We start from the raw sequence: 20,944 nt of genomic DNA on the forward strand, positions 1-20,944 counted from the left end.
TAATCAGTAATCAAAAATTAGTAACTTGGGGAAAATTAGCTTTTCATAGCCTTGTTATTATTAAGGGGATGAGCTGGTGTGGTTAAGTATTTGTTGACAACTCCAAGATGTAGCTCAAATAGTCATCAATATTTTTATACAAAATAATAAACTCAAATAAAAGCTTGTATTTATATCGAAAGAGCGAAATAAAGTAAATTATGTTTTCTAATACTCAACCACCCCAAACAGCTATTGTACCAGGAACACTGCGGCGTGTGCATCATATAGCATTTAATGTTCAAGATCTGCAAGCTTCTCGCCACTTCTACGGTAATATTCTGGGATTACACGAACTTACGGGTGAAGAAGTACCCACGACACTGCGATCGCTTGTAGCTAGTGGTAAGGTAAGTAATTTTATCACACCAGATAGTACCGTGATTGATTTATTCTGGGAACCGGAATTATTACCACCAGATGCAGATCCTCAACGTGCTTTTACACGCGCTAATCATCTAGCTTTTGATATTGCGCCAGAATTATTTGATCACGCGGTTGAAGTACTGAAACAGCATCAAGTAAATATTGATCATGGGCCTGTAACTCGTCCTACAGGTAGAGGACTTTATTTTTATGACCCTGATGGATTTTTAATTGAAATTCGCTGCGATCCTGAAGAATAAATTATCAGCTATAGCAATAGTTTTCTGACGTGCCGAATGGTAGACGTAAACTATGGTAAATATTGGCTATGCTGCTAGCTATTTAGTGGCAAAGCGAGGCTTTGATGGGATTGCGCGGAGTTATTTTTGATGTTGATGGGACGTTGGTTTTAAGTAATGATGCTCATGCTCAAGCTTGGGTAGAAGCATTTGCAGCATTTGGCTATGAAGTATCTTTTGATCAAGTACGTCCACTTATTGGTATGGGTGGGGATCAAGTTATACCAAAATTAGTGCCTGGATTGAATAACAAAGAAGGGGATGGGAAAGCTATTTCTACTAAGCGTAAAGAATTGATACTGAAACAGTTTTCGCCAACTATACCTTCCGCACCTGGTTCGAGAGAATTAGTATTGCGGATACAGGGTGATGGGTTAAAGTTGATGGTTGCTAGTTCAGCTACCAGTGAAGAAGTAGAAATTTTGCTGAAAAATGCCCAAGTTGATGAGTTGCTGAGTGAAAGAACAAAATCAGGAGATGCAGAAAGTTCTAAACCAGCACCGGATATTGTGGAAGTTGCACTAAGTCGGTTAGGGATGAAACCGCATGAAGTTGTGATGATTGCTGATACACCTTACGATATTCAAGCAGCTAAGGGTTGTGGTGTTGGTGTAATTGCGGTGCGTTGTGGTGGTTTTACAGATGAGGAATTGGCAGGTGCGATCGCCATCTATAATGATCCTGCTGATTTATTAGCGCATTATGATAATTCTGCACTCAGTTTAACGCCAGTACCTTAATTGCTAATCTGAGATAACTGATTTTAATGAGGAGAAAGTATGACAGAAGCAAGCAACGTCCTTGGCGGAAAGCTGGAAACTTGTTGTACATCGCCCACGACGGGGTTTTACCGCGACGGTAAATGTAATACTGGTGCTGGAGACTTCGGGGCGCACGTTGTCTGCGCCAAAATGACAGCAGAATTCTTAGAATTTACTAAGGCTAGAGGAAATGATTTGAGTACACCTGTCCTAGCATTTAATTTCCCAGGTTTGAAACCTGGGGATTGCTGGTGTTTGTGTGCTTCTCGGTGGAAAGAAGCGTTAGATGCAGGGGTAGCACCACCTGTAGTATTGGCGGCTACTCACCCATCAATTTTGGAGTATGTTTCTTTTGATGAACTAAAGCAACACGCTGTTTAATTGAGACTGAGGTTTCTATTTTTGTAGAGAAGATTGGCAAATTATAAAACCAAATTTGTGATTTTTGCAAAAGGTCTACTATATCAATCCTAAAAATATCAAAATGAACTACGCCACCCCCAACCCCTCCCCTTATTAAAGGGAGGGGAGAAGATGCTACCTGCTGTAGAGACAAAGGTAGATTGCTTTTAGTATTATTTATCAGAATGAACATAATCAACAAAGTAAAATTTTGGCTCTAGCCAAAATTTTAGCCAAGCATATCCTCCTAATCCTATTAAGGCTAAGGCAATTAAAGGTAAACCTAGACTAACTCGCAAGTTATCTGGCATTGCAGCAACAGTGGCAACACTTACGGCAAAATATCCAATTAGGGCTACTTGCGATCGCTGCACATTTTTTAATGCTCCACTACAACTTTCACAAATCATTGTATGTTGCTTATATCGATCTAATAAAACTTCTCGATTGACTAATGGTTGTTCTGGTGATTTTACAACTGTTTGCTCCCAAGGCAATTTTCCCTGGCAATACTTATCAAACCAACGTCTAAATTCAATTACTAACAAATCTGCACTGGTAGGCATTTTATATGCGGTTTTCCAGCTTTGTGTTGATTCATACTCTTGCAAGCGATGTTCTTGGTAGTGCAGCAAAACCATATCTCCATCCAAAACTAAGTTGCGGTTTTGAATGTGATCCCACCATCTGGGAATGACATGATGCAAAGTTTTGGCAAAGTTACGCGGAAACTGACCTACAATCCTAGATTTTCCAGGGGAAACCGGAACGCAATAAACAACTAAACCAAATTTTTTGCCACCAGGAAATTCCATTGCATACTCAAGTCGGCAAGGTGGTTCAAATGTGATGCGTGTGGCGAAGCCTCTGCTAAGAGTAGCTTCGATTAAATCTGGCGTTGATTGAGCAATCTCCATTGCAATAGGTTTTGCTTGCTTGCGATTCCCCTGCACGCCGTGATGGGAAAAAGGTACATGGCTGGGATCTGCTACATTTTCAACTAAAGTCTGCCAGTCATACTCTAAATCGCGCACCATAGACGACCAAACAAATCCCTTGCTGGCATCAATGCTAGGTGATAGAGGCAATGGTGTAGAGGCTGCTAAATCAGCAGATTTTTCATCTAGCCATACCCACAGTAAGCCATTAATTTGCTGGATAGGCAGTGTGACAACGCAGAAATTATCTTTATTTTTAGCGATCAAATCTGGATTTTCTGCTTGAGGAATGTGAGTACATTCGCCTTCTGGATTAAACTGCCACCCATGATAGCTACACATCAAGTTACCAGTTTCTAGATCGACGCGACCTTCACTTAAGGGTGCTAGACGATGGGGACATTGATCCAAGAAAACACGATATTGCTCGGATACAGTAGGTTTCCAGACGACGAGGCGACGACCTAAAATTGTGACGGGAGTAGGACGCTTTGGATCTAAATCTTCTAAGGGTGCAATGGGATACCAGTGTTGAAAAAAGTTAAAGGTTGATTCTGCCACAATCTTAGTAGTAATAATAAGTTCAAAATGTACATATCATAAGGCTAACAAAACAAGTAGCCCATTGATAACTGAGTGTATTTAGGGCAAGCACTGACTTGTTAGTTCGCATTTATGACCCTTGTATTCAGTTCTGCTGGAAATGTAACCTAAGATTGTGGTGAGAAATTTTAACCTTAGTGAAATACGTTGCTGCTTTACTGTTGTTACTGGTGTTATCGTTTACAGTTGCACTGCCTGCTGATGCTGCCTTCTGCCGTAACTATAATGATCACTCGATTTGCATTCTGAGTATCCAGCGTAGTGCAAAGTATTATTGGGAGTATCGGATAGCGGTTAGTATTGATGGAGTTGAACGACCAATTGAGATTTATAATTGTCGCGATCGCACTATATTAAGTAAAGATGGAAGCCTTGCGCCCTTTGAACCTAATAGTGCAGGAGCATTAATCTGTAATTTTATCAATAAATGAAATATCAATACTTACTATGGAAAATCAATTTTTAGTTATCCCCAATAACTGGCAAGATTGGGTAACAGTATTTGGCTATGTTGGTTTTACTACTTTTATCATCTGGCGTGTGTTTACCACTAATAGCGAGTAGAATCCAATCTATTTGTAATCATAATAAAACTAATAAACCAACATCAATCAAATTTCAAGCAGCGTGCTGTACAGAAATAAACCTAATCGCGCTAATCTTACCCCCTCCCCTTAATAAGGGGAGGGTTTGGGAGGGGTTATTTTTAATGTTGTTCTACTTATCCGCTCATATTAAGGAAATAATTCATGCCTACTAAAGAAGAAATCCTGCTAAATTTTGATCCTAATGCTATCGGTGTTGATAACGGTAATCTTTTAGGACTTCCCTTTGATTACGAATCTGCCAATATTATCGTCTTCGGTGTTCCTTGGGAAGTCACCGTTTCCTATGGTGTAGGAACAGCCGCCGCACCAAGAGTAGTTTTAGACGCATCTCGCCAACTGGATATTTATGATTTTGATAATCCTGAAGGCTGGAAGCAAGGTATTTTTATGTACGAAATACCTGAAGATATTGAACAAAAAGGTGAGGTATTAAGACAGCAAGCTACCAAAGTTATTGCACATTTAGAACAAGGCAATAATATAGCAGATGATTTAGATATTGCTCGACTCCAACAAAATATTGATCGAGAAGGTCAAGCTGTTAACCAATGGCTATTTAATCAAGCTACTGCTGCTATAAACAAAGGTAAGAAAGTAGCTGTAATTGGTGGGGATCATAGTGCGCCGTTGGGATATATGCAAGCATTAGCAGCACATTATCCTGAGTTTGGAATTTTACATATTGATGCTCATGCTGATTTGCGGGATGCTTACGAGGGATTCGAGTTTTCTCATGCTTCCATTATGTTTAATGCGCTGAAATTGCCCCAAATTTCTAAGTTAGTTCAAGTAGGAATTCGTGATATCTGTCAGGATGAAGTTAATTTGATTCAGAACTCTGGGGGGCGAGTTTCTACTTACTACGATTTTATATTGAAGCAAAAACTCTATGCTGGAATTTCTTGGTTAGAACTTTGTAAACAAATGGTGGCTGAATTACCCCAGCAAGTTTATATTAGTTTTGATGTTGATGGATTAGATCCGAAACTTTGCCCTAATACTGGAACGCCTGTCCCTGGAGGTTTGGAATTAGAGCAAGCTTTTTGTTTGTTCCGTGAAGTTATTAATAGTGGTAGAGAGATTATTGGTTTTGATGTTTGTGAAGTGGGAAATAGTGAGTGGGATGGTAATGTTGGGGCTAGGGCTGTTTATAAGCTTTGCAATTTAATGGGATTATCACAATCAGAAAATTAAAACGATAAAAACCAAGAGACGCGCCACGGCGCGTCTCTACATTTTTTGAAAAGAAATGTCTATTTTGTAGCGTATGCAATTATTATGCAGCTTGATCGGAAGGATTCAAAGTAGAACGCCCATTAAATGACAGCATTACCCGTGAAATTCCGGTGAAGAGAACGCTAGAACCAACTAATGTTCCAATCAGCCAAGGTGCATTGAAAGGCCACTGGAACCAAATCATGGCACCGAGAGATAGAGTAATGATGCCGTCAACTAATACCCATGCCCAGTTTTGTTGCGGACGTAACCGGAATGCCAGAATTAAATTGAATACGCCTTCTGTTGCTAAAAAGCTACCTAGCAATAAAGTTAGGGTGAGGACACCTGTTAATGGATTAACAAACAGCATCACACCTGTTGCAATGTAGAGGATGCTTAGTAATAGCTTCCAAACAAAGCCTCCTTCTGCACGGCTTTGAAATGCGTAGACAGCTTTAGCAGAACCCGCAGAAGCTAGGATTAAAGCGAACCAAGTTTCAACAAAGATTGTTGAGGCGGTAGGCAGTGCAATACCTGCAATTCCTAATACAATTAGGAGAACGCCTAGCCAGAGTGAGCCTTGCATTTTGCCCTTGGTATCTGTAGGCTTGTTGATCTCGGTATTAATGTCTGTTGTCATAATAAATTTTTTTGTTTTATGTTTGAGTGAATGCTATGCTCAGGTTATAAAATTTATTAAGAATTAGGTAGACTCTTAAGGTAGACCCTAAAAGATAAATTTCTACCTAAGAAAGTAGATTTATCAATAGTGATAGACGCTACGCACTTTAACTGCAATACATTTGTGCGATCGCTTATTTGCCTAACAGTAGTAAACTTTGAGAAAAATACTTGCTTTATCTAACTAATGATGGAGAGTTACAGGGTTGTCTCACAACTGAATGAGCAACAAATTTCTGAGTTGGTGGAATTGTACAAAAATGAATTCTGGAGTTACAAGCGCACCCGTCCAGAGGTAGATAAAATGGTGGCTGCTTCGGATATTATTATTGGGTTAGTCGATGAGTGCGATCGCTTAGTTGCATTCACGCGCGTATTAACAGATTTTGTTTATAGAGCAATTATTTTTGATGTGATTGTTAAGCCTGATTATAGAGATAAAGGCTTAGGTAAACAGTTATTAGATTCAGTTGTTAATCACCCGCAATTGCAAGCAGTGGAATATTTGGGTTTGTATTGTCTACCGGAGATGACGCAATTTTACGAGCGTTGGGGATTTACAACTGAAATTGGTGGGTTTCAGTTGATGCTGCGTTCCTCTAGGCATGAGTAGATATTAATTTTAATTTTATCAGCACTTACACAGAGATCCCCCTAAATCCCCCTTAAAAAGGGGGACTTTGAATTTCCCCCCCTTTTTAAGGGGGGTAGGGGGGATCAATGTTTCAGGCTTTCGGTGCGTAAGTCCTATTGATCTATTCTGCTTATACAGTTTTATTTAATTTATTGATTTAAGTATGTCAATTGCTCTAACAATCGCCTAACCTCAGCTAATCCTTCTTCCCCTGGAATTGGCTCAATTGTACCACTCCTAATTTGTTCTCGACGCTGTTTAGCTTCGGTTGTCCAAAGTGTTTGAATCGTTTCGTCTATGTCAAACTCAAGACTTTCAACCAACTTCTCGGCTAAAAATGCTCTTGATGCGCTCGGCAAAGATAAGGCTTCTTGAATCAGTTGCTCAACTGATAGCATAATTGCTTAACAAACTGAGGTTTCTTTAGTGTAACAATGTATAAGGGATTGCTCCGATTTACCAAGTAAAATAGCACACCGTTTTTTATTTAGACAGATACGATCGCACTTTTAGCTTAATTGATTTGTGCGATGCGTAGCGACTCCGCAGGAGTATCGCGCAAGCACTGACTTGTCAGTTCGCACTCTGCAAATAACCAATTAATTCCTCCTTACTTATCTGATGATTAACTACCTGTATCACTAAATTGTAAGCTTGCTCATCAGTCAAATTAAGGGCATAACCATTTAACCGCAAAAAAGTATCCATCACCGCAAACGCTGTGCGTTTATTGCCATCAATAAAAGGATGGTTCATTGCGAGATGATAAAGATAAGCTGCTGCTTGCTCATAAATTGTTGGATGCAGTAATTCACCAGCAAATGTCACCTGCGGTTGAGCGAGGGCAGATTCTAACAATCCTTCATCTCTAATACCTACACTTCCGCCAAAGCTGAAAATTTGATCTGTGTGAATATCTAATACTTCATCCCAGGTAATAAACTTAGGAGTTAGCAAGACGGCGGTATACCTCCTCTCGTTCTTTTTTAGAAGCTAAATAAGCTTTCCAAGTATCAGTCTCTTGACTCTGAGGTTGATGTTTTGCTTTTAATGAGCGTACAAACTCAAGTACCTCTGCCAAGTCAGACTCTGGCACTTGGTCAATTTCCTGAATGAGTTGGTCTTTAATTGCCATATTTGATAATTTTTTAGAAATCTAAATTACTGGGTTATTATTTTGTATTAACTCTTTAGCCATCTAACAACCATCGAGCATCAGGACACCGCTTCATTCTTTCTGGTGATTTTCTTAAAAATGCTCTCATAGCTTTAGTATAGGGTGGCTCAACAATAAAATCAGGGTGATATTCCTCAAATACTTGCCATGCTTGATTCATTAGGTTTGAATTCCTATATCCCTTTATATGATCAAACATTCCATGATTACGGTATGACGGAAAAATCCAAACCCACTGTAAAGCCCAATGTGCATTTTTATCTTCTTCGTTACGGAGACGAAAGCACGCAGCACCTACAATGTAAGCGTGCATCTCCTGATCATCGCCTTGCTTAGTATCATAGATTAGGTAGCCAACACAATTAGCTTTTTCATCTAGTGTTACAGAATATGGCGGAGTGAAAAACGCTTTTGTTTCTAGTTCCATATTCCTAGCCATCTGTAGCATTGCCTCCCGTAAGTTTTTGGGGGCTTTATTTGTCACTTGAATGCAAGGCTTAATCCATCTGACCTTATTGATATTGAAAACAACCTCTATTGTTTTTAATGTTTCGCATTCAAAATATTTAGCCATTTACATACCTTTTATAAATTGCTTAATTATAGTTTTAGATAAGGTGGGCAATGCCCACCCTCAAGCTTAAGCCTTAAACTTCTCAGTAATCCGCTTCATTGCTTCTTCGACATTCTCCCGACTATTAAATGCCGAAATACGGAAATAACCTTCACCTGCTGCACCAAAACCAGAACCAGGAGTTCCTACAACATTGCAATTTTGCAGCAATTTATCAAAGAAATCCCAACTAGATAAATTATTAGGCGCTTTCACCCAAACATAAGGCGCATTCACACCACCGTATACTGCAAAACCAGCAGCAGTTAGTTGTTCGCGGATAATTTTGGCGTTTTCTAAATAGAAGCTTACTAATGCTTTGGTTTGTGCTTGTCCTTCTTCAGAATAAACAGCTTCCGCGCCACGTTGTACTATATAAGATACGCCATTAAATTTGGTAGATTGGCGACGATTCCACAACTTCCACAGTTCAACATCGGAACCATCAGCAGCTTTTGCTGTTAAAGTTTTGGGTACTACTGTCAACGCGCAACGAGTTCCGGTAAAACCTGCATTCTTAGAGAATGAACGAAATTCGATCGCACAATCTCTAGCACCTTCTATTTCATAGATAGAATGGGGTAGATCTGGATCAGTAATAAATGCTTCGTAAGCTGCATCAAAGAAAATAATCGAATTATTTGCTTTCGCATAATCTACCCATGCTTTGAGGTGTTCTTTTGTTGCAACTGCACCTGTAGGGTTATTGGGGAAGCAGAGATAAATTAAATCAACTTTCTGAGAGGGAATTTCTGCGGTAAAGTTATTCTCTGCGGTGACAGGTAAATAAACTAATCCGCCATACTCACCTTGCTCGTTAGCATCTCCGGTATGTCCCGCCATCACGTTAGTATCAACATAGACGGGATAAACAGGGTCGGTAACAGCAATGGTATTGTTATCACCAAAGATATCGAGAATGTTGCCAGTGTCGCACTTGGAACCATCAGAGATAAAGATTTCTGAAGCGTCAACATCGCATCCCCGCGCTTGGAAATCATGGGTGGCAATTTTCTCCCGTAACCAAGCATAACCTTGTTCGGGTCCGTAGCCTTTGAATGAGTTGCGATCGCCCATATCTTCCACAGCTTTAATCATCGCTGCGCGACAAGCTTCTGGTAAAGGTTCAGTAACATCGCCAATACCCAAGCGGATAATTTTCGCATCTGGGTTTGCTTCTGCAAACACATTCACCCGTCGTGCAATTTCGGGGAATAGGTAGCCAGCTTTCAGCTTAAGATAGTTGTCGTTGATAGTTGCCATTTTGGATAGTCATAAGCGCCGTAAAACAGCTTACAGCTTATAGGTTTCTTGTTTGAGTATTAGGTTTGATTTTTAACGCCAAGGGCGCAAAGGTAAGCGCAAAGGACGCAAAGGGGTGTTTAAATGGGATGTTAAGTTGTAGGTTGGGTTGACGCAGGAAACCCAACATCTAACTAGAAGAGGGCGCGTTTGTGTTTGCGCCCTGATCATCTACTGTTTTAACAACAAATAATACAATTGCCCTTTCCCAACTGTCACCGCCGAGCGATCGCCTGCAACTTTTCCTGTACCCATAAAATAATCGACTCGTCCTGCACCTTTGATCGCGCTACCTGTATCTTGATCTAATACATAACGACTGACTACACGCTGTTCCATTTCACCATTAGCATTAGGATAAGGTATTTGCGCGTGGATTAATGCTAATGCACCTGGCGGCATTAATGATTTATCTGTAGCAATTGAACGATCTGCTGTTACTGGTACATTAATACTCCCCATCGCTGGCGCACCCTTAGTATTTTGGAAAAAAACTAAGCGTTTGTTACGAGGAATATAGGTATTTAATTCTTCAGGATTATCTTGAAAATATTTAAGAATTATCGGTAAAGTTAAACCTTCTTGAGGTACTTTGCCATCTTTGATCAGTTCTTTACCTAAGCTGCTGTAAGCGTGATCGGTTGCACCTGCAAAACCTACAGTCATCATACTACCATCGGTTAGTTGCAGTTCAGCAGATCCTTGTACTTGTACTAAAAATGCTTCTAAGCGATCGCGCATCCAAACTAATTCTAATCCTTTTAATTTACTGCGATCGCCTTGTAAACCATCTTCACCTTCTAATTCTGCCCGCGTTGGATGTGGTTTAGACCAGTTAGCAATATTCGGTGGTAATTTATAAAGTGGATAGCGATATTCTACGGTTCGTTTTCTACTTGCCTGATGAATTGGTTGATAATAGCCTGTAAATAACACGCTACCTTGATTATCATTACCAACAGACTGATAAAAGCTAAACTCTCGCTTAACAGCAGCTTGGAGTTGTGCAGGTGTTTTTGCATTCCGCAATAGCTGACGGAAACGAATTAGGGAACGACGCACACGCCCTAATGTCACACCAGGGACTTGATAATTTTGATAAGCTGCTACTGCTTGTGGTGTGTTTAAATAACGCAAACTATGATTAATTGATCTTATTAAAGCAGTGCGATCGCCTTTTTGATTCAACCTAGCCCAAAGCTGCTCATCTAATCCTAATTTATCTGCATCACTTAAACTAGATTGATCATTTACCTGCTGTAGTGGGATAGTTTTTTCTTGAGCTATAGTTGGAGTGATAAAACTGCCTAGAGTGACAGCAAAACTCAGTGAAAGCAATACCAATTTTTTTGTGAGCATAATTTAAATACCTAACTACAAATCTATACCGTTATACCGGAAAGCATTATCCCAAACATAATCTAGTACTTCCATAGCATCGTCTAAAGAAAGCACGTGACAAAATCCTTCACTATCACATTGTAATAGAGATATTTCTCCCCTATTACTCATGACCTTGCCATGAATCTCTTTCAAATTGCTCAAGGGGCCGTTAATATCAAAGTTAATCGTAGTGCCAAACTTATTCTCCATCCAGGTTTCAATACAAGAGTCTAACTGTTCTGAGTTTAGCGGTTTTTTGCTGGTTAAAAGATGGTAGTAAACTAATATAATTTCCTTGCATTCCTCTTCCTCAGCCATATCTATCAGTCGCCCAAAAGCACTGTCATTATTAGCTAAGTTTTTAAAGAACAGCGTATCAGTTACATCTTTTTGGAACTTAATTTTTTTATTTTTGTATGTAGTATATTGCTTGAAAGCAAATCCACCCAAAGTCATTGCAAACGATAACGTTGCAACTAAAATGGGCATAACATTTCGTAGTTGCTCTGGTTTAATATTTAACGCTGCTATTAATTCCGTGGCGTTGAGTACCAATAGAATAGCAGCAATTAGCAGTAACAGATTTGGTAATGCTTTTAAAACCAGGGGAATAGCCGCCCCAATAGCTGGAACTCCAAAAAGTAGCCGATCTTTCCAGGTCATGTGGGTTGTAACATTAGGAAAGAGCAAATCAATATCTAATTGAGGAACATCTTTATAAAAATAAACATACATTTTACCTGGAATAAATTTTAGCTTGTCTATCTCGACTTTTTGAGACAAAAAGTAAGCAGGTTCTTTAAATTTAATTAGTATAACAATTCGTTCAAAAACCTCAATAGTTCTTTGTTCCTTCCAAAATACTAATTTTTTTACTGTAATTGTTTTTGAAAAATCGCCTTGATAATAGCAGAGAAATTGATCGAAGTCATTAAAATCAACTTCAGTTTTTAAATCAATTAAAGATTTATTTGCCAAAGCTTCTTGCACAGATGCCTCCGACAAAGGAATATAATTAGCTCTTTCTAAAATATGATTAAACGCTTCAACTACCCTTGCTTCCATTTCGTTATATTGGTCAAGAGTCGGTGGAACTAATGGTTGAATATGTGTACTGGGATTAAAAGGAACGTAGTTTTCTTTAATTACTTCTAAGGTCTGATGAAAGCGAAAATGGTAATAAGCAGATAGAATTTGGCAAAAGTTATTAAATTTTTCAGCATCCTTAGCAGATAGTTGACCATCTTGCAAGCAAAGTTGAATAATATCGTTACGGCTAAAGGGAATGAACGCTTCTCGATTTTTATATGATGGCATGATTTGAGTTTAAGCTTTATCCAAACAAATCTAAATTACCAGTATCTACTATACCTGCTACAAAAATCCGTTCTTACATCTGTGTTTATCTGTGTGCATCTGTGGATATCTGTGGTTAATTATCTTAAATTATACTTATGCAATAACTCCACTTATTGAATTAAAATTATTGCCTCTTGAACCTTACTAGAAAGAGCGGATTTCAAACCTTGACCAACTTTTTCAATTAATTGATCAAAAGCTGCTTGATTACCTGTTAGTTGTTCTTTCAGCACCTTTTCTAATTCAGGGCGTATTTCCTGACAGATAGAATCAATCTTGCTGTCACCTAAAAGGATAGAACGACTCCAACTAGGAACATCTACATTAGTTTTGATTGCTTGTTGGGTTTTACTACGAGTTATCTCAACTCCAGCAGCAAGCACCGAAGCACCATAAACTAATACAATTGGCCAGGTTAAATGCCCAGTTAAAATCAAAGCAATCACACTACCAACAGTACCACTACCAATCACTACATTAACAATAAAACCTACTGTCTCAGCAAGGATCGCGTCTCCAATAGATAAATCTGGGTTTACCACTGCTGGGTCGATACCTTCCTCAAATCTTAAGCTACTTCTAGGTATCTGATACATTTGACAAATCGGATCAGTTTCTTGAGCTAATTCTGGTTGAATTTTGCTATTAAACCAAGCGACTGATTGACTTTTAACTATCTGTTGAGCGCCAGAGGTAGTTATCCATGTCTCTGCGCGTTGTTTCATTGTGCTTTCTAAGTCTGCTAATGTCCGTATTTTGTTTTTTTGCCAATCTTTCAAAGCAAGTTGAACTGCATTTGCAATTAAACCGTCTACAAGTGGCTTAGTTAACAATTCGATTAACTCTGGTATATGTTTCTCAATTAAGTTTTTGAGCTTATTTGAGTCTAAAAGCTGGTTTACTTCTTGTTTAAATGCAGACGCGCGTAAATCCCATCTTCCTACTCGCGCTAAACCTAATGCAATACACCTTTCTGGTTCTGGATCTGGTCTAACTTGTGTTTCTGGTTCGGGAAAAATTTCTGAGCAAATAAAGCGGGTGAATTTCATTCGAGATGCACCGCCAGTCATTAGCAGAACTCTAGGCACAATTCCTTGTTGTTTGAGTTTTTCTTTCGCTTCATTTACTGCATAGCGAAAAGCCTCCATCCAACTTTTATTTGCCAGTTCAGGTAATGGTTGATTTAAGATACCTTCCATCACAGATTTATTCACTTGTGGGATAAAGTAAATCTGTTCATTGATCGACTCAAAACCACGAGCAAAGGATTGGGAATTGCTGTATAGTTCTTCGTTAGAAAAATAATCTTCTTTGGCTTTGCGACAGGCAAGTTCGCAACGTGCTTGGTGATGAGGATATTTAGTAAATACTCTTTCTAGTAATTCTTTGTCTGAGTGGTTGGCTATAGTTTGAGCAAAGATAGCTTTGTCAATTAAGGAAGCTCCCAAAACATTACTGCCAAAATCTACGGGGATTTCTGATAAGCTTTTAACCAGGGTAAAATCTGTTGTTGAAGAACCAATATCAATTATTAGTGCCGATGATTGCAGTTTTTCATACTCTAGTTTTCCTGCTTCTTTAGCTTGCATGAAAGCAGCCCTAGATTCAGGGACAACGTTAATTGAGGGTATGCCAGCTTCTTGCAGTAATTTTTGGTATGCTTGGCGATCGCTCACCGACCATCCTGAAGGACAACCAACATAAAAGTAACTGCCCTCGCCAACATCAATTTGTTTACTTTCTTTTAACAAGTGATAGTAAGTTGTTAAAAAATTCTGAATCGTTTTGCGATAATTAGGATCGTTGTTTGGCTTTTGTTTAAAAGAGATATCTAGCTGCGTAACCCCAGCTTGAATTAATGCTTGTTCCCCCACAAGATAACCAAGTTCAGGATGCCAACCAAGAGCGGTAATTTGAACTTTTTTATTATTAATTTCTAACATTTCGGGAGGTTCAATACTCTCTACCACTGCCCTAGCTACAGCAGTTTCCCCGTGACCCAAATCAAAACCGATGATTTCTTGAATTTCCATATATCCTTATATCTTTATCCCCCTTGTGCCATCAGCCGGAGGAAGTAAATAAAATTAATTTTCAAATATCAGCAGAAGCTGGTTCAATTACCCTACCGCGTCTAAGTAGTCTATCTCCTTTAAATAAAGCAGGTGTTACGGTTACATAATCTTTAGCATCAGGGTCAATATTAGGCTCAAACTCAAAAAATTGGCGATCGCTACCCGCTATATTTTCTTGGTATACTTGGGCGCGAATGCCTTGGGTAATCAGAATTTGTGGTAGCAGTTTACTCAAATCCAGCGCCATTTGAGGTTTTTCGAGCAAGGATGCCCCCCAAAGCCTCTGAATCAGATTCAATAGTTCTGGTAACTGTTCAATACCATTGTTGCTTACTGGTTTATTTCCTTCTTCCAGCCTAGCAACTGCATTATCAATTATGGCAAGAGCATCAGCCAAATTGTCTAAAAGCACTTTGCTATCAATTCGCAGTACCGGAGTAGGTTGATTTGCTGCAATTGCTAAGTCAGAAATATTTTTCTGGTTGTTTTTGTCGAGTTGCAGTGCTACTTCTAGTCCTAAAAGGACAAACATGAGCAAAATGCCCATCCATACCCCAGGGTCAGTTTTAGTTAAAGAAAATAACGAACCTAAGATTCCCAGGGCAATAAGTGCCTGTAATACTTTAAGAATTAACTTATTAGGGACAGATTTTATAGCTTGATTAATGATTGGCTGAGGTTCTGAGATTAATTGAATCTCATTAGCTGCACTGAGAGTAGTAATAGACTGTCGCAGCGTATCCATAAATAATGAAGCCAGACGTACTTGAGCTACATTCAGTTGACCCATGTAACTTTTCTCAAGATGATCGAGTCTGTTTTGAACTAGCTTGACCACTTGCTCAGTACTGGTTGCTTTGTTAAGTTCTGTCTCAAGTTCAGTTTGTTCTTTGCTAAAAAGTGTTAATAAGCTTGCCATCGGCGATCGCAATATTGATTTGGTATCTTTCTTTAGTTTGGCGTATAAGTATCAATAAAGCGATCGCCCAAAGTTTAATTTCAGGACTTACGCATAAAACCTAGTGACCATCTTGTTTTGCGTCAGCCTTGAAACCACGTAGCTTTGCCCTAACCACCTTCACTACAGCTATAAATAAATTTATTTCAAGACAATTTGTTGAAAATCATTGTGATTATTTAATATTTATTAATTATACAGGCAGGTGATTAACTATAAGTATCACAATAAGTTAATGAATGAGGCGATCATGCGATCGCGTGCTATTAAGAAGCTTTCTTCCCAGAAAAAGGACGATCCTAAACGGCAAAATTCATTGCTCAACCTGTAAAATTCTTTAGGTCAATTATGAGATACCAAGTCAAAATTTTAGAACCAACAGATTTATGGTATTTACAACATAATATTAACAAAGAAACTAATAAATGGCATCATCCCACCAAAAACATTCCGTTTGTGCAACAAGTTGAAATTCAAATAGAAAATTCAGGAACCATAATTCAAAAGGGTTCATTGCATAGATGCGTTGGTCAATTAACTTATGGAATTTATAAAACCGATAATCGCTTAAGAGACCTTTGGGTATCTTTGAGAACAGAAATGGATTATAACGCACCTGTTTATCATGGCACAGGTGTTGTTTACCTAGAACCCAGACAAAAAGGTTCTTTTCTATATTATTCAAATATTAAAGTATCAGAAGAAGAACAGTGGGAATTTGATGATGGGATATTCCAGTGTTGTTCTGACAATGTAATTATAGGCGCAAAAAAATTAAAATTCAAACAAATGGTTGGTTCTACTGATGGGAGATGGAGAATTTCTATTAGTGCAATACCTGAGCAAGAAGCTCAGATTGTCACAGGTACAAGTGTACCAGCAAAAGTTATCGATCTGAGAAGAGGAGAAGTGTTAATTGCTGATTATGACATGGTTAAAGGATATACCAAGGGTATTAATGAAGATTATCGGAAATTAGGTCATTTTGGCAGAAGTGGCGGTGAGGATTTTGTGTGGGTATATGAAGGAGAAGGTAAGTTATTAGTTACTGAGAATGATGGTATGGGTTTAAGTTGAAATTAAAAAAGACAAAACGAAAAATTCCCCCTCCCTGCGGACGGGGAGGGGGCGCTTGGGTGTGGTTTTACGTTTAATTAGATTCACATACTCATCTCGATTTTGCCTGAGTAATTGAAGACATTTCTTGCAATCCTTGACCCCAACTAACACTTTGGATTCTAGTCATTACGCCATTTTTAAGCGGCTTTTTATTACTTGCAGTAGTTAATTGTTTTGATTTATTAACTTTGGCAATTAGTTGCTGTTTTTTATTATATTCAGCAATTTTTGTTTGAACGCTAGGATAAACACGGGTTCCTTTGGGAATTTGTTTGAGATATGTTAAAGCGCCAGAAAAATCATTGTTCGCAGCTAATTTATAAGCTTGTTGTAATAAATGCGTTGCTCTAAACTGTTGTTTTTGCTGGTACTCGGCAATTTTGGCTTGAACTTCTGGGTAAATTTTTGCTTGTGGAGGAATTTGTTTGATATAACGAATAGCACCTGTAAAATCTTTAACAGATGCTTGTTTGTAAGCTTTTTGTAATAAAGGATTAACGGCAGTATCAACTTTTAGCTGCGCTTGCTGCACCATTGGCTGAATTTTTGGTTGCAAAGAGGCAGTAGGAGGAATTTTTTTAGCTTCAGTCAGTACATCTATCCAACGGTTTTCTTTAAAAGCTGTTTCAATTACTTGAAATTGATGATTAGCAGTTTTCCGATTGTTTTGCCATTCTACCGTTGATGCTTGTGTTTCAGGAGAACTGATTGATTGAGCAAGTGCGATCGCATTTTCTAAGTCCCCAGCATAATGATCTGCTATAGCGTCGATTAAATTATCTGTTGCGGTATCAGTTTGAGAAATATGAAGTAAGGCATAGGAACCAAAGGCGCTCATTACACTATTAAGTGCAAGCATACTAACTCCTACTCTTCTGAAGAAATCAGGATTGCTACCTGTTAACTGAAGAGGAGTAGTTTGCTCGGATTCATTAGGACTAACTATTGTCATTGTCTTTACTAAACTATGTTCACGTAATGCTTGTAATACTTCCTTGGCTGACTGGTAACGGTCTTGAAAGTTATACCGTACCATTTGATTTAAGACAGTTTTTAGCTGATCGCTAATTGATTCTTGGTACTGCCAAATCAATTCACCACTATTAAGATCTACAGGTAACTTTCGTAGTTCTAATTTTGTAAGTGCTTGAATAGCAATCATCCCTAGTGCATAAATATCACTACAGGGATAAGTTTGACCCATCAGTTGTTCTGGTGAGATATAACCTAATAGGCGCGTATTAACTGGTATATTCGTCTCTCTGTACGGAGTAGGGGGATGAAGTGGTTGTACTGCACCAAAGTCAATCAAGCATAACCGTTGATCACAACTGCGTCTAATAATATTGTTTGGTTTAATATCACAATGAATAATTCCCTGACTGTGAACAAATTCTAATATTTGTAAAAGTTCTTGCAACAATTGGATTACTTGAGTTTCATCCCAAGATTTGTATTGTTGATTGTCCCCTAGTTCCTCACTCAGGGTATTTCCTACAATTAACTCTTGGGCTAAATAAAACTCTTGGTTATCTTCAAAGCAACCTAATAATTGAGGAATCTGATCGTGCTTACCCAATTTTTTTAAAGCTATAGCTTCATAAGCAAAGCGCCGCCTCACAATCTGTAAACTATTGGGTTCTTTACTGACAAGCTTAAGTTGCTTAACCACACATTGAGGATGAAGTGGTTTTGAGATATCTTGAGCCAGATAAATTGTTCCAAATGCGCCACGACTGAGGAAGTCATTGATTTGGTAACGCTCGTGGAGTAATTTCCCCAATATGGGATCGCACGTCTCAGTGTTCAAAGCTATCTCCCTATTAGATAGTAGGTGAACAGTAGCGCGGCGATCGCACAAGCGAAGTTTCGACATCAATTGCCATATAGCTACTGTCAGGAGGCTAAATTCTCCCCATAATTAACTTCCGTCGCTCATTACCACGTCAGGAAGATTTAGGCATTTTCACTGAGTTATTTAATTGATAAATTATGTTACAGTTTTTCGACTACTACCGTCTGCTCTAATTCATCTATATTGATCTGGGCTATCCCAAATTGCTGAATTACCCAAGCATTGGTACTTAAGTGCATAGTAATATCAGCTACTCGGTACTGACTTCCCTCAAATGCTAAAGCTGCTGGTAATAGCAACTGATCTGCTAAATGCCCATCAACTGCCGCCCCTGTATCATTAAAATCTATTAATTCTTGACAAGGCATCTCCGCAACTTTATCCGCAGGTAAGCCGACACGCCCTAAAGCACCAAAACCAGCCAAACTATTTTCATACTCAGCCGTCAGGAAAATTCCTGCCCCTGGTGCAGCACCTCGTTCTCGCAGAGGTTGTATATTTACTTTCAGATTTGCCTGATGTAACAAATTTTCGGCGCGACTAGCCATCCTTTGTGGGATATGCGAGGGTAATTCTGTCACTACCGCCAAACCCCGCACCTGCTTTAACTCCCCAGGTTCCATCAAATTAATACCACTGAGAGTATTGCCTCCAGTGACACTCAATTTCACCTCTCCCCCGCCTTGAGGATACCAACCCCAAGCACCCAGCTTAACTTCTGCCTGTACCCCCATCCGCTTCAGTATTGGTAAATAAACTTGCTCAATGTAGGTAAATGAAGGGCTAAAAGCCACATGAGTACCACCCCGTAAAATCACCTCTGACTTACCATCGGCTAGTGCTAAAGGCAAAAGAATTGTTTGCAATACTAAAGTTACTGCACCTGCGGAACGTCCTCCTAAAGCATCTGAAACATCAAAAGTGTATCGCCCAGAAGCAGTAGCACTACCAGGAATAAACTCTAAACTTGTTGAACCCAAGCGATCGCCTGTTACCTTAGCATTACATATAGTTGCCGCCGCTCTTACCGCAGTTAGGTGTTGCGCCGCTAGTCCTGGTTTTTGCCGTCCGGCTCTAATTTTATTAATGCGTATAGCTTCACCTGTAATAGCGGCAAGACTCAAAGAGGTGCGTAGTACCTGCCCTCCACCTTCACCATAAGAGCCATCAATGTGAATCATATTGTTATTAGTAAATTTTACTAATTTTATACATACCAATAATCATATTTTTAGTATTTACCAAGTTTTGTAATTAATTATTAATGTTTTATTAATTCAAAAATAAATAATTAAAACTAATTTAAATATTTCGCAATTTTTAATATTAACAATAATTAACTATCTTCTTACTATCTGTCCTCTAGATGAGACTTATTGCATAAGTCAAATTCTAAGAAATTAACCACAGATAAACACAGATGCACACAGATGGGATAACTTATTTTTTCAATCTTACAACCAGGAGTTTTTACTCACGAACAAAAGAAGTAAAAATTTTTCCTCTCTCATCTCTCTTCCCTCCTCCCTCCTCAAATGTTACTGCACCCTCGTATTATGGATGAGGTGATCAAGATTTTAATAGCTTAATATGGGGACAATCTGGGAATTAGATTTTTACTCTCGACCAATTATAGACGAGAACCAGAAAAAAATTTGGGAAGTTTTGGTGTGTGAAAGTCCTGTAGACACGCGCCAGTCAGTTGAATCCTTATTTCGCTATGCACAGTACTGTCCAAGTACGCAGGTAAATTCAGTTTCGTTGCAGAATGCCTTAACAGAAGCAATAGAGAAATCAGGGCAGTCTCCCCAAAAAATCCGCTTCTTCCGGCGACAGATGAACAATATGATCGTCAAAGCGTGTACGGATTTAGGAATTTTAGCGGAACCTAGTCGCCGGACGTATGCCGTGCATCAGTGGCTACGGGAACGGATGCAGGATGTATATCCTAGTCATCCTAATTATCAACCAAGTAATAGCCCCTCGGTGCAATTTGAGGTTCAGCCACCGCAACCACTACCTGATGCTTTAATTGGTCAAAAGTGGATGTTTGTATCATTGGACGCATCGGCATTTGCAGAAATGCACGAGTGGAATATTGGTTTTAGTGAAGCTTTTCCGTTGGAAATGTTGCACTTATCACCACAAACGCGCATTCCAGGGATAATTATTTTATCGCCTAGAGCAATACCTATGGCTGCTTGGATGTCTGGAATTGAACCAGCTTTGATTAAATTCTACCCGGCTCCACAGGCAAGATTGTTATTAGAAACTGGTGGTAGTGATAGTTGGTTTTTAGTTAAGCAATTAAACGGCTCTTCTCAAACTGAGGCAGCAGGGTTTGAGGCCGCTAAACAACAAGCTAAGGGAGTGCATTTTTTAGCGATTCAGTCAAGTCCTCAATCAGAAGATTTTGCGGGATTTTGGTTATTGCAGGAGTTGTCTTTAACGTGATATAGCAACTACTACTGCCGTTATTAGATTTATTGCTGTGGATCGCAGTGCGGGGTTTTTTATCGCAGATGTGAGCAGATAGACGCAGATTACGCAGATG

At 39.0% G+C, this 20,944-nt stretch carries 21 protein-coding genes; 8 read left to right on the forward strand and 13 right to left on the reverse strand.

All coding sequences use genetic code 11. From position 1 onward, the window contains the following. The first annotated feature begins 200 nt into the window (after nt 1-200). The 3 genes from CRI9333_RS04005 to CRI9333_RS04015 all read left to right on the forward strand — a co-directional run bounded on the left by CRI9333_RS04005 (nt 201) and on the right by CRI9333_RS04015 (nt 1,846). Complete coding sequence (locus CRI9333_RS04005; protein WP_015201875.1) at nt 201-665, forward strand: VOC family protein; 465 nt, start codon at nt 201-203, stop codon at nt 663-665. A gap of 104 nt (nt 666-769) precedes the next feature. Further along, complete coding sequence (locus tag CRI9333_RS04010) at nt 770-1,444, forward strand: HAD family hydrolase (protein ID WP_015201876.1); 675 nt, start codon at nt 770-772, stop codon at nt 1,442-1,444. Nucleotides 1,445-1,483: 39 nt separating this feature from the next. After that, nucleotides 1,484-1,846, forward strand: a complete 363-nt coding sequence (locus tag CRI9333_RS04015) for a DUF2237 family protein (RefSeq protein WP_015201877.1) — start codon at nt 1,484-1,486, stop codon at nt 1,844-1,846. Between the two features lie 194 nt (nt 1,847-2,040). On the opposite strand, the gene CRI9333_RS04020 is transcribed toward CRI9333_RS04015, so the two are convergent. After that, nucleotides 2,041-3,366, reverse strand: coding sequence for an aromatic ring-hydroxylating dioxygenase subunit alpha (locus CRI9333_RS04020; protein WP_015201879.1), 1,326 nt, complete (start codon nt 3,364-3,366; stop codon nt 2,041-2,043). A 179-nt stretch (nt 3,367-3,545) separates the two neighbouring features. Between CRI9333_RS04020 and CRI9333_RS04025 the strand changes: the two genes are divergently transcribed. Together CRI9333_RS04025 and CRI9333_RS04030 are read left to right on the forward strand one after the other, a co-directional pair. Then, nucleotides 3,546-3,839 (forward strand): hypothetical protein, encoded by a 294-nt coding sequence (locus tag CRI9333_RS04025; protein ID WP_015201880.1) that lies wholly within the window; start codon nt 3,546-3,548, stop codon nt 3,837-3,839. 318 nt (nt 3,840-4,157) lie between these two features. Further along, nucleotides 4,158-5,210 carry an agmatinase family protein gene (locus tag CRI9333_RS04030; protein WP_015201882.1) on the forward strand — a complete coding sequence of 351 codons (1,053 nt, stop codon included), beginning with the start codon at nt 4,158-4,160 and terminating at the stop codon, nt 5,208-5,210. 82 nt (nt 5,211-5,292) lie between these two features. On the opposite strand, the gene CRI9333_RS04035 is transcribed toward CRI9333_RS04030, so the two are convergent. Continuing rightward, nucleotides 5,293-5,874, reverse strand: coding sequence for an HdeD family acid-resistance protein (locus tag CRI9333_RS04035; protein WP_015201883.1), 582 nt, complete (start codon nt 5,872-5,874; stop codon nt 5,293-5,295). Nucleotides 5,875-6,102: 228 nt separating this feature from the next. On the opposite strand from CRI9333_RS04035, the gene CRI9333_RS04040 reads away from it, so the two are divergent. Beyond that, nucleotides 6,103-6,528 carry a GNAT family N-acetyltransferase gene (locus tag CRI9333_RS04040; RefSeq protein WP_015201884.1) on the forward strand — a complete coding sequence of 142 codons (426 nt, stop codon included), beginning with the start codon at nt 6,103-6,105 and terminating at the stop codon, nt 6,526-6,528. 170 nt (nt 6,529-6,698) lie between these two features. On the opposite strand, the gene CRI9333_RS04045 is transcribed toward CRI9333_RS04040, so the two are convergent. The 9 genes from CRI9333_RS04045 to CRI9333_RS04085 form a co-directional block, all read right to left on the reverse strand. After that, entirely contained in the window at nt 6,699-6,947 is a 249-nt protein-coding gene (locus CRI9333_RS04045; protein ID WP_015201885.1) for an addiction module protein, read from the reverse strand. Between the two features lie 175 nt (nt 6,948-7,122). Then, nucleotides 7,123-7,506 carry a type II toxin-antitoxin system death-on-curing family toxin gene (locus CRI9333_RS04050; RefSeq protein ID WP_015201886.1) on the reverse strand — a complete coding sequence of 128 codons (384 nt, stop codon included), beginning with the start codon at nt 7,504-7,506 and terminating at the stop codon, nt 7,123-7,125. After that, nucleotides 7,493-7,684, reverse strand: a complete 192-nt coding sequence (locus CRI9333_RS04055; protein ID WP_015201887.1) for a DUF2281 domain-containing protein — start codon at nt 7,682-7,684, stop codon at nt 7,493-7,495. The genes CRI9333_RS04050 and CRI9333_RS04055 overlap by 14 nt, the downstream gene beginning before the upstream one ends. Nucleotides 7,685-7,739: 55 nt before the next feature. Next, nucleotides 7,740-8,210, reverse strand: coding sequence for a hypothetical protein (locus tag CRI9333_RS04060; RefSeq protein WP_157462267.1), 471 nt, complete (start codon nt 8,208-8,210; stop codon nt 7,740-7,742). Nucleotides 8,211-8,366: 156 nt separating this feature from the next. Then, entirely contained in the window at nt 8,367-9,602 is a 1,236-nt protein-coding gene (locus CRI9333_RS04065; RefSeq protein WP_015201889.1) for an LL-diaminopimelate aminotransferase, read from the reverse strand. A gap of 210 nt (nt 9,603-9,812) precedes the next feature. After that, nucleotides 9,813-11,000: a murein transglycosylase A gene (gene mltA, locus CRI9333_RS04070; RefSeq protein ID WP_015201890.1), complete on the reverse strand. Its 1,188-nt coding sequence runs from the start codon at nt 10,998-11,000 to the stop codon at nt 9,813-9,815. A gap of 15 nt (nt 11,001-11,015) precedes the next feature. After that, nucleotides 11,016-12,341 (reverse strand): TMEM143 family protein, encoded by a 1,326-nt coding sequence (locus tag CRI9333_RS04075; protein ID WP_015201891.1) that lies wholly within the window; start codon nt 12,339-12,341, stop codon nt 11,016-11,018. Between the two features lie 152 nt (nt 12,342-12,493). Further along, nucleotides 12,494-14,416 carry an Hsp70 family protein gene (locus CRI9333_RS04080; protein WP_015201892.1) on the reverse strand — a complete coding sequence of 641 codons (1,923 nt, stop codon included), beginning with the start codon at nt 14,414-14,416 and terminating at the stop codon, nt 12,494-12,496. 61 nt (nt 14,417-14,477) lie between these two features. Continuing rightward, complete coding sequence (locus CRI9333_RS04085) at nt 14,478-15,377, reverse strand: hypothetical protein (protein ID WP_015201893.1); 900 nt, start codon at nt 15,375-15,377, stop codon at nt 14,478-14,480. A gap of 387 nt (nt 15,378-15,764) precedes the next feature. Between CRI9333_RS04085 and CRI9333_RS04090 the strand changes: the two genes are divergently transcribed. Continuing rightward, entirely contained in the window at nt 15,765-16,493 is a 729-nt protein-coding gene (locus CRI9333_RS04090; RefSeq protein WP_015201894.1) for an AIM24 family protein, read from the forward strand. 91 nt (nt 16,494-16,584) lie between these two features. Here CRI9333_RS04090 and CRI9333_RS04095 read toward each other — a convergent pair whose 3' ends face one another. Together CRI9333_RS04095 and rtcA are read right to left on the reverse strand one after the other, a co-directional pair. Continuing rightward, a complete protein-coding gene (locus CRI9333_RS04095; protein WP_015201895.1) occupies nt 16,585-18,411 on the reverse strand; it encodes a protein kinase domain-containing protein in 1,827 nt (608 codons plus the stop codon). Between the two features lie 119 nt (nt 18,412-18,530). After that, nucleotides 18,531-19,571, reverse strand: coding sequence for an RNA 3'-terminal phosphate cyclase (gene rtcA, locus CRI9333_RS04100; RefSeq protein ID WP_015201896.1), 1,041 nt, complete (start codon nt 19,569-19,571; stop codon nt 18,531-18,533). Between the two features lie 409 nt (nt 19,572-19,980). On the opposite strand from rtcA, the gene CRI9333_RS04105 reads away from it, so the two are divergent. Then, entirely contained in the window at nt 19,981-20,844 is an 864-nt protein-coding gene (locus CRI9333_RS04105; protein ID WP_015201897.1) for a Tab2/Atab2 family RNA-binding protein, read from the forward strand. The last annotated feature ends 100 nt before the right edge of the window (nt 20,845-20,944 follow it).

The organism is Crinalium epipsammum PCC 9333 (assembly GCF_000317495.1).
In the GTDB taxonomy this organism is placed as follows: domain Bacteria; phylum Cyanobacteriota; class Cyanobacteriia; order Cyanobacteriales; family PCC-9333; genus Crinalium; species Crinalium epipsammum.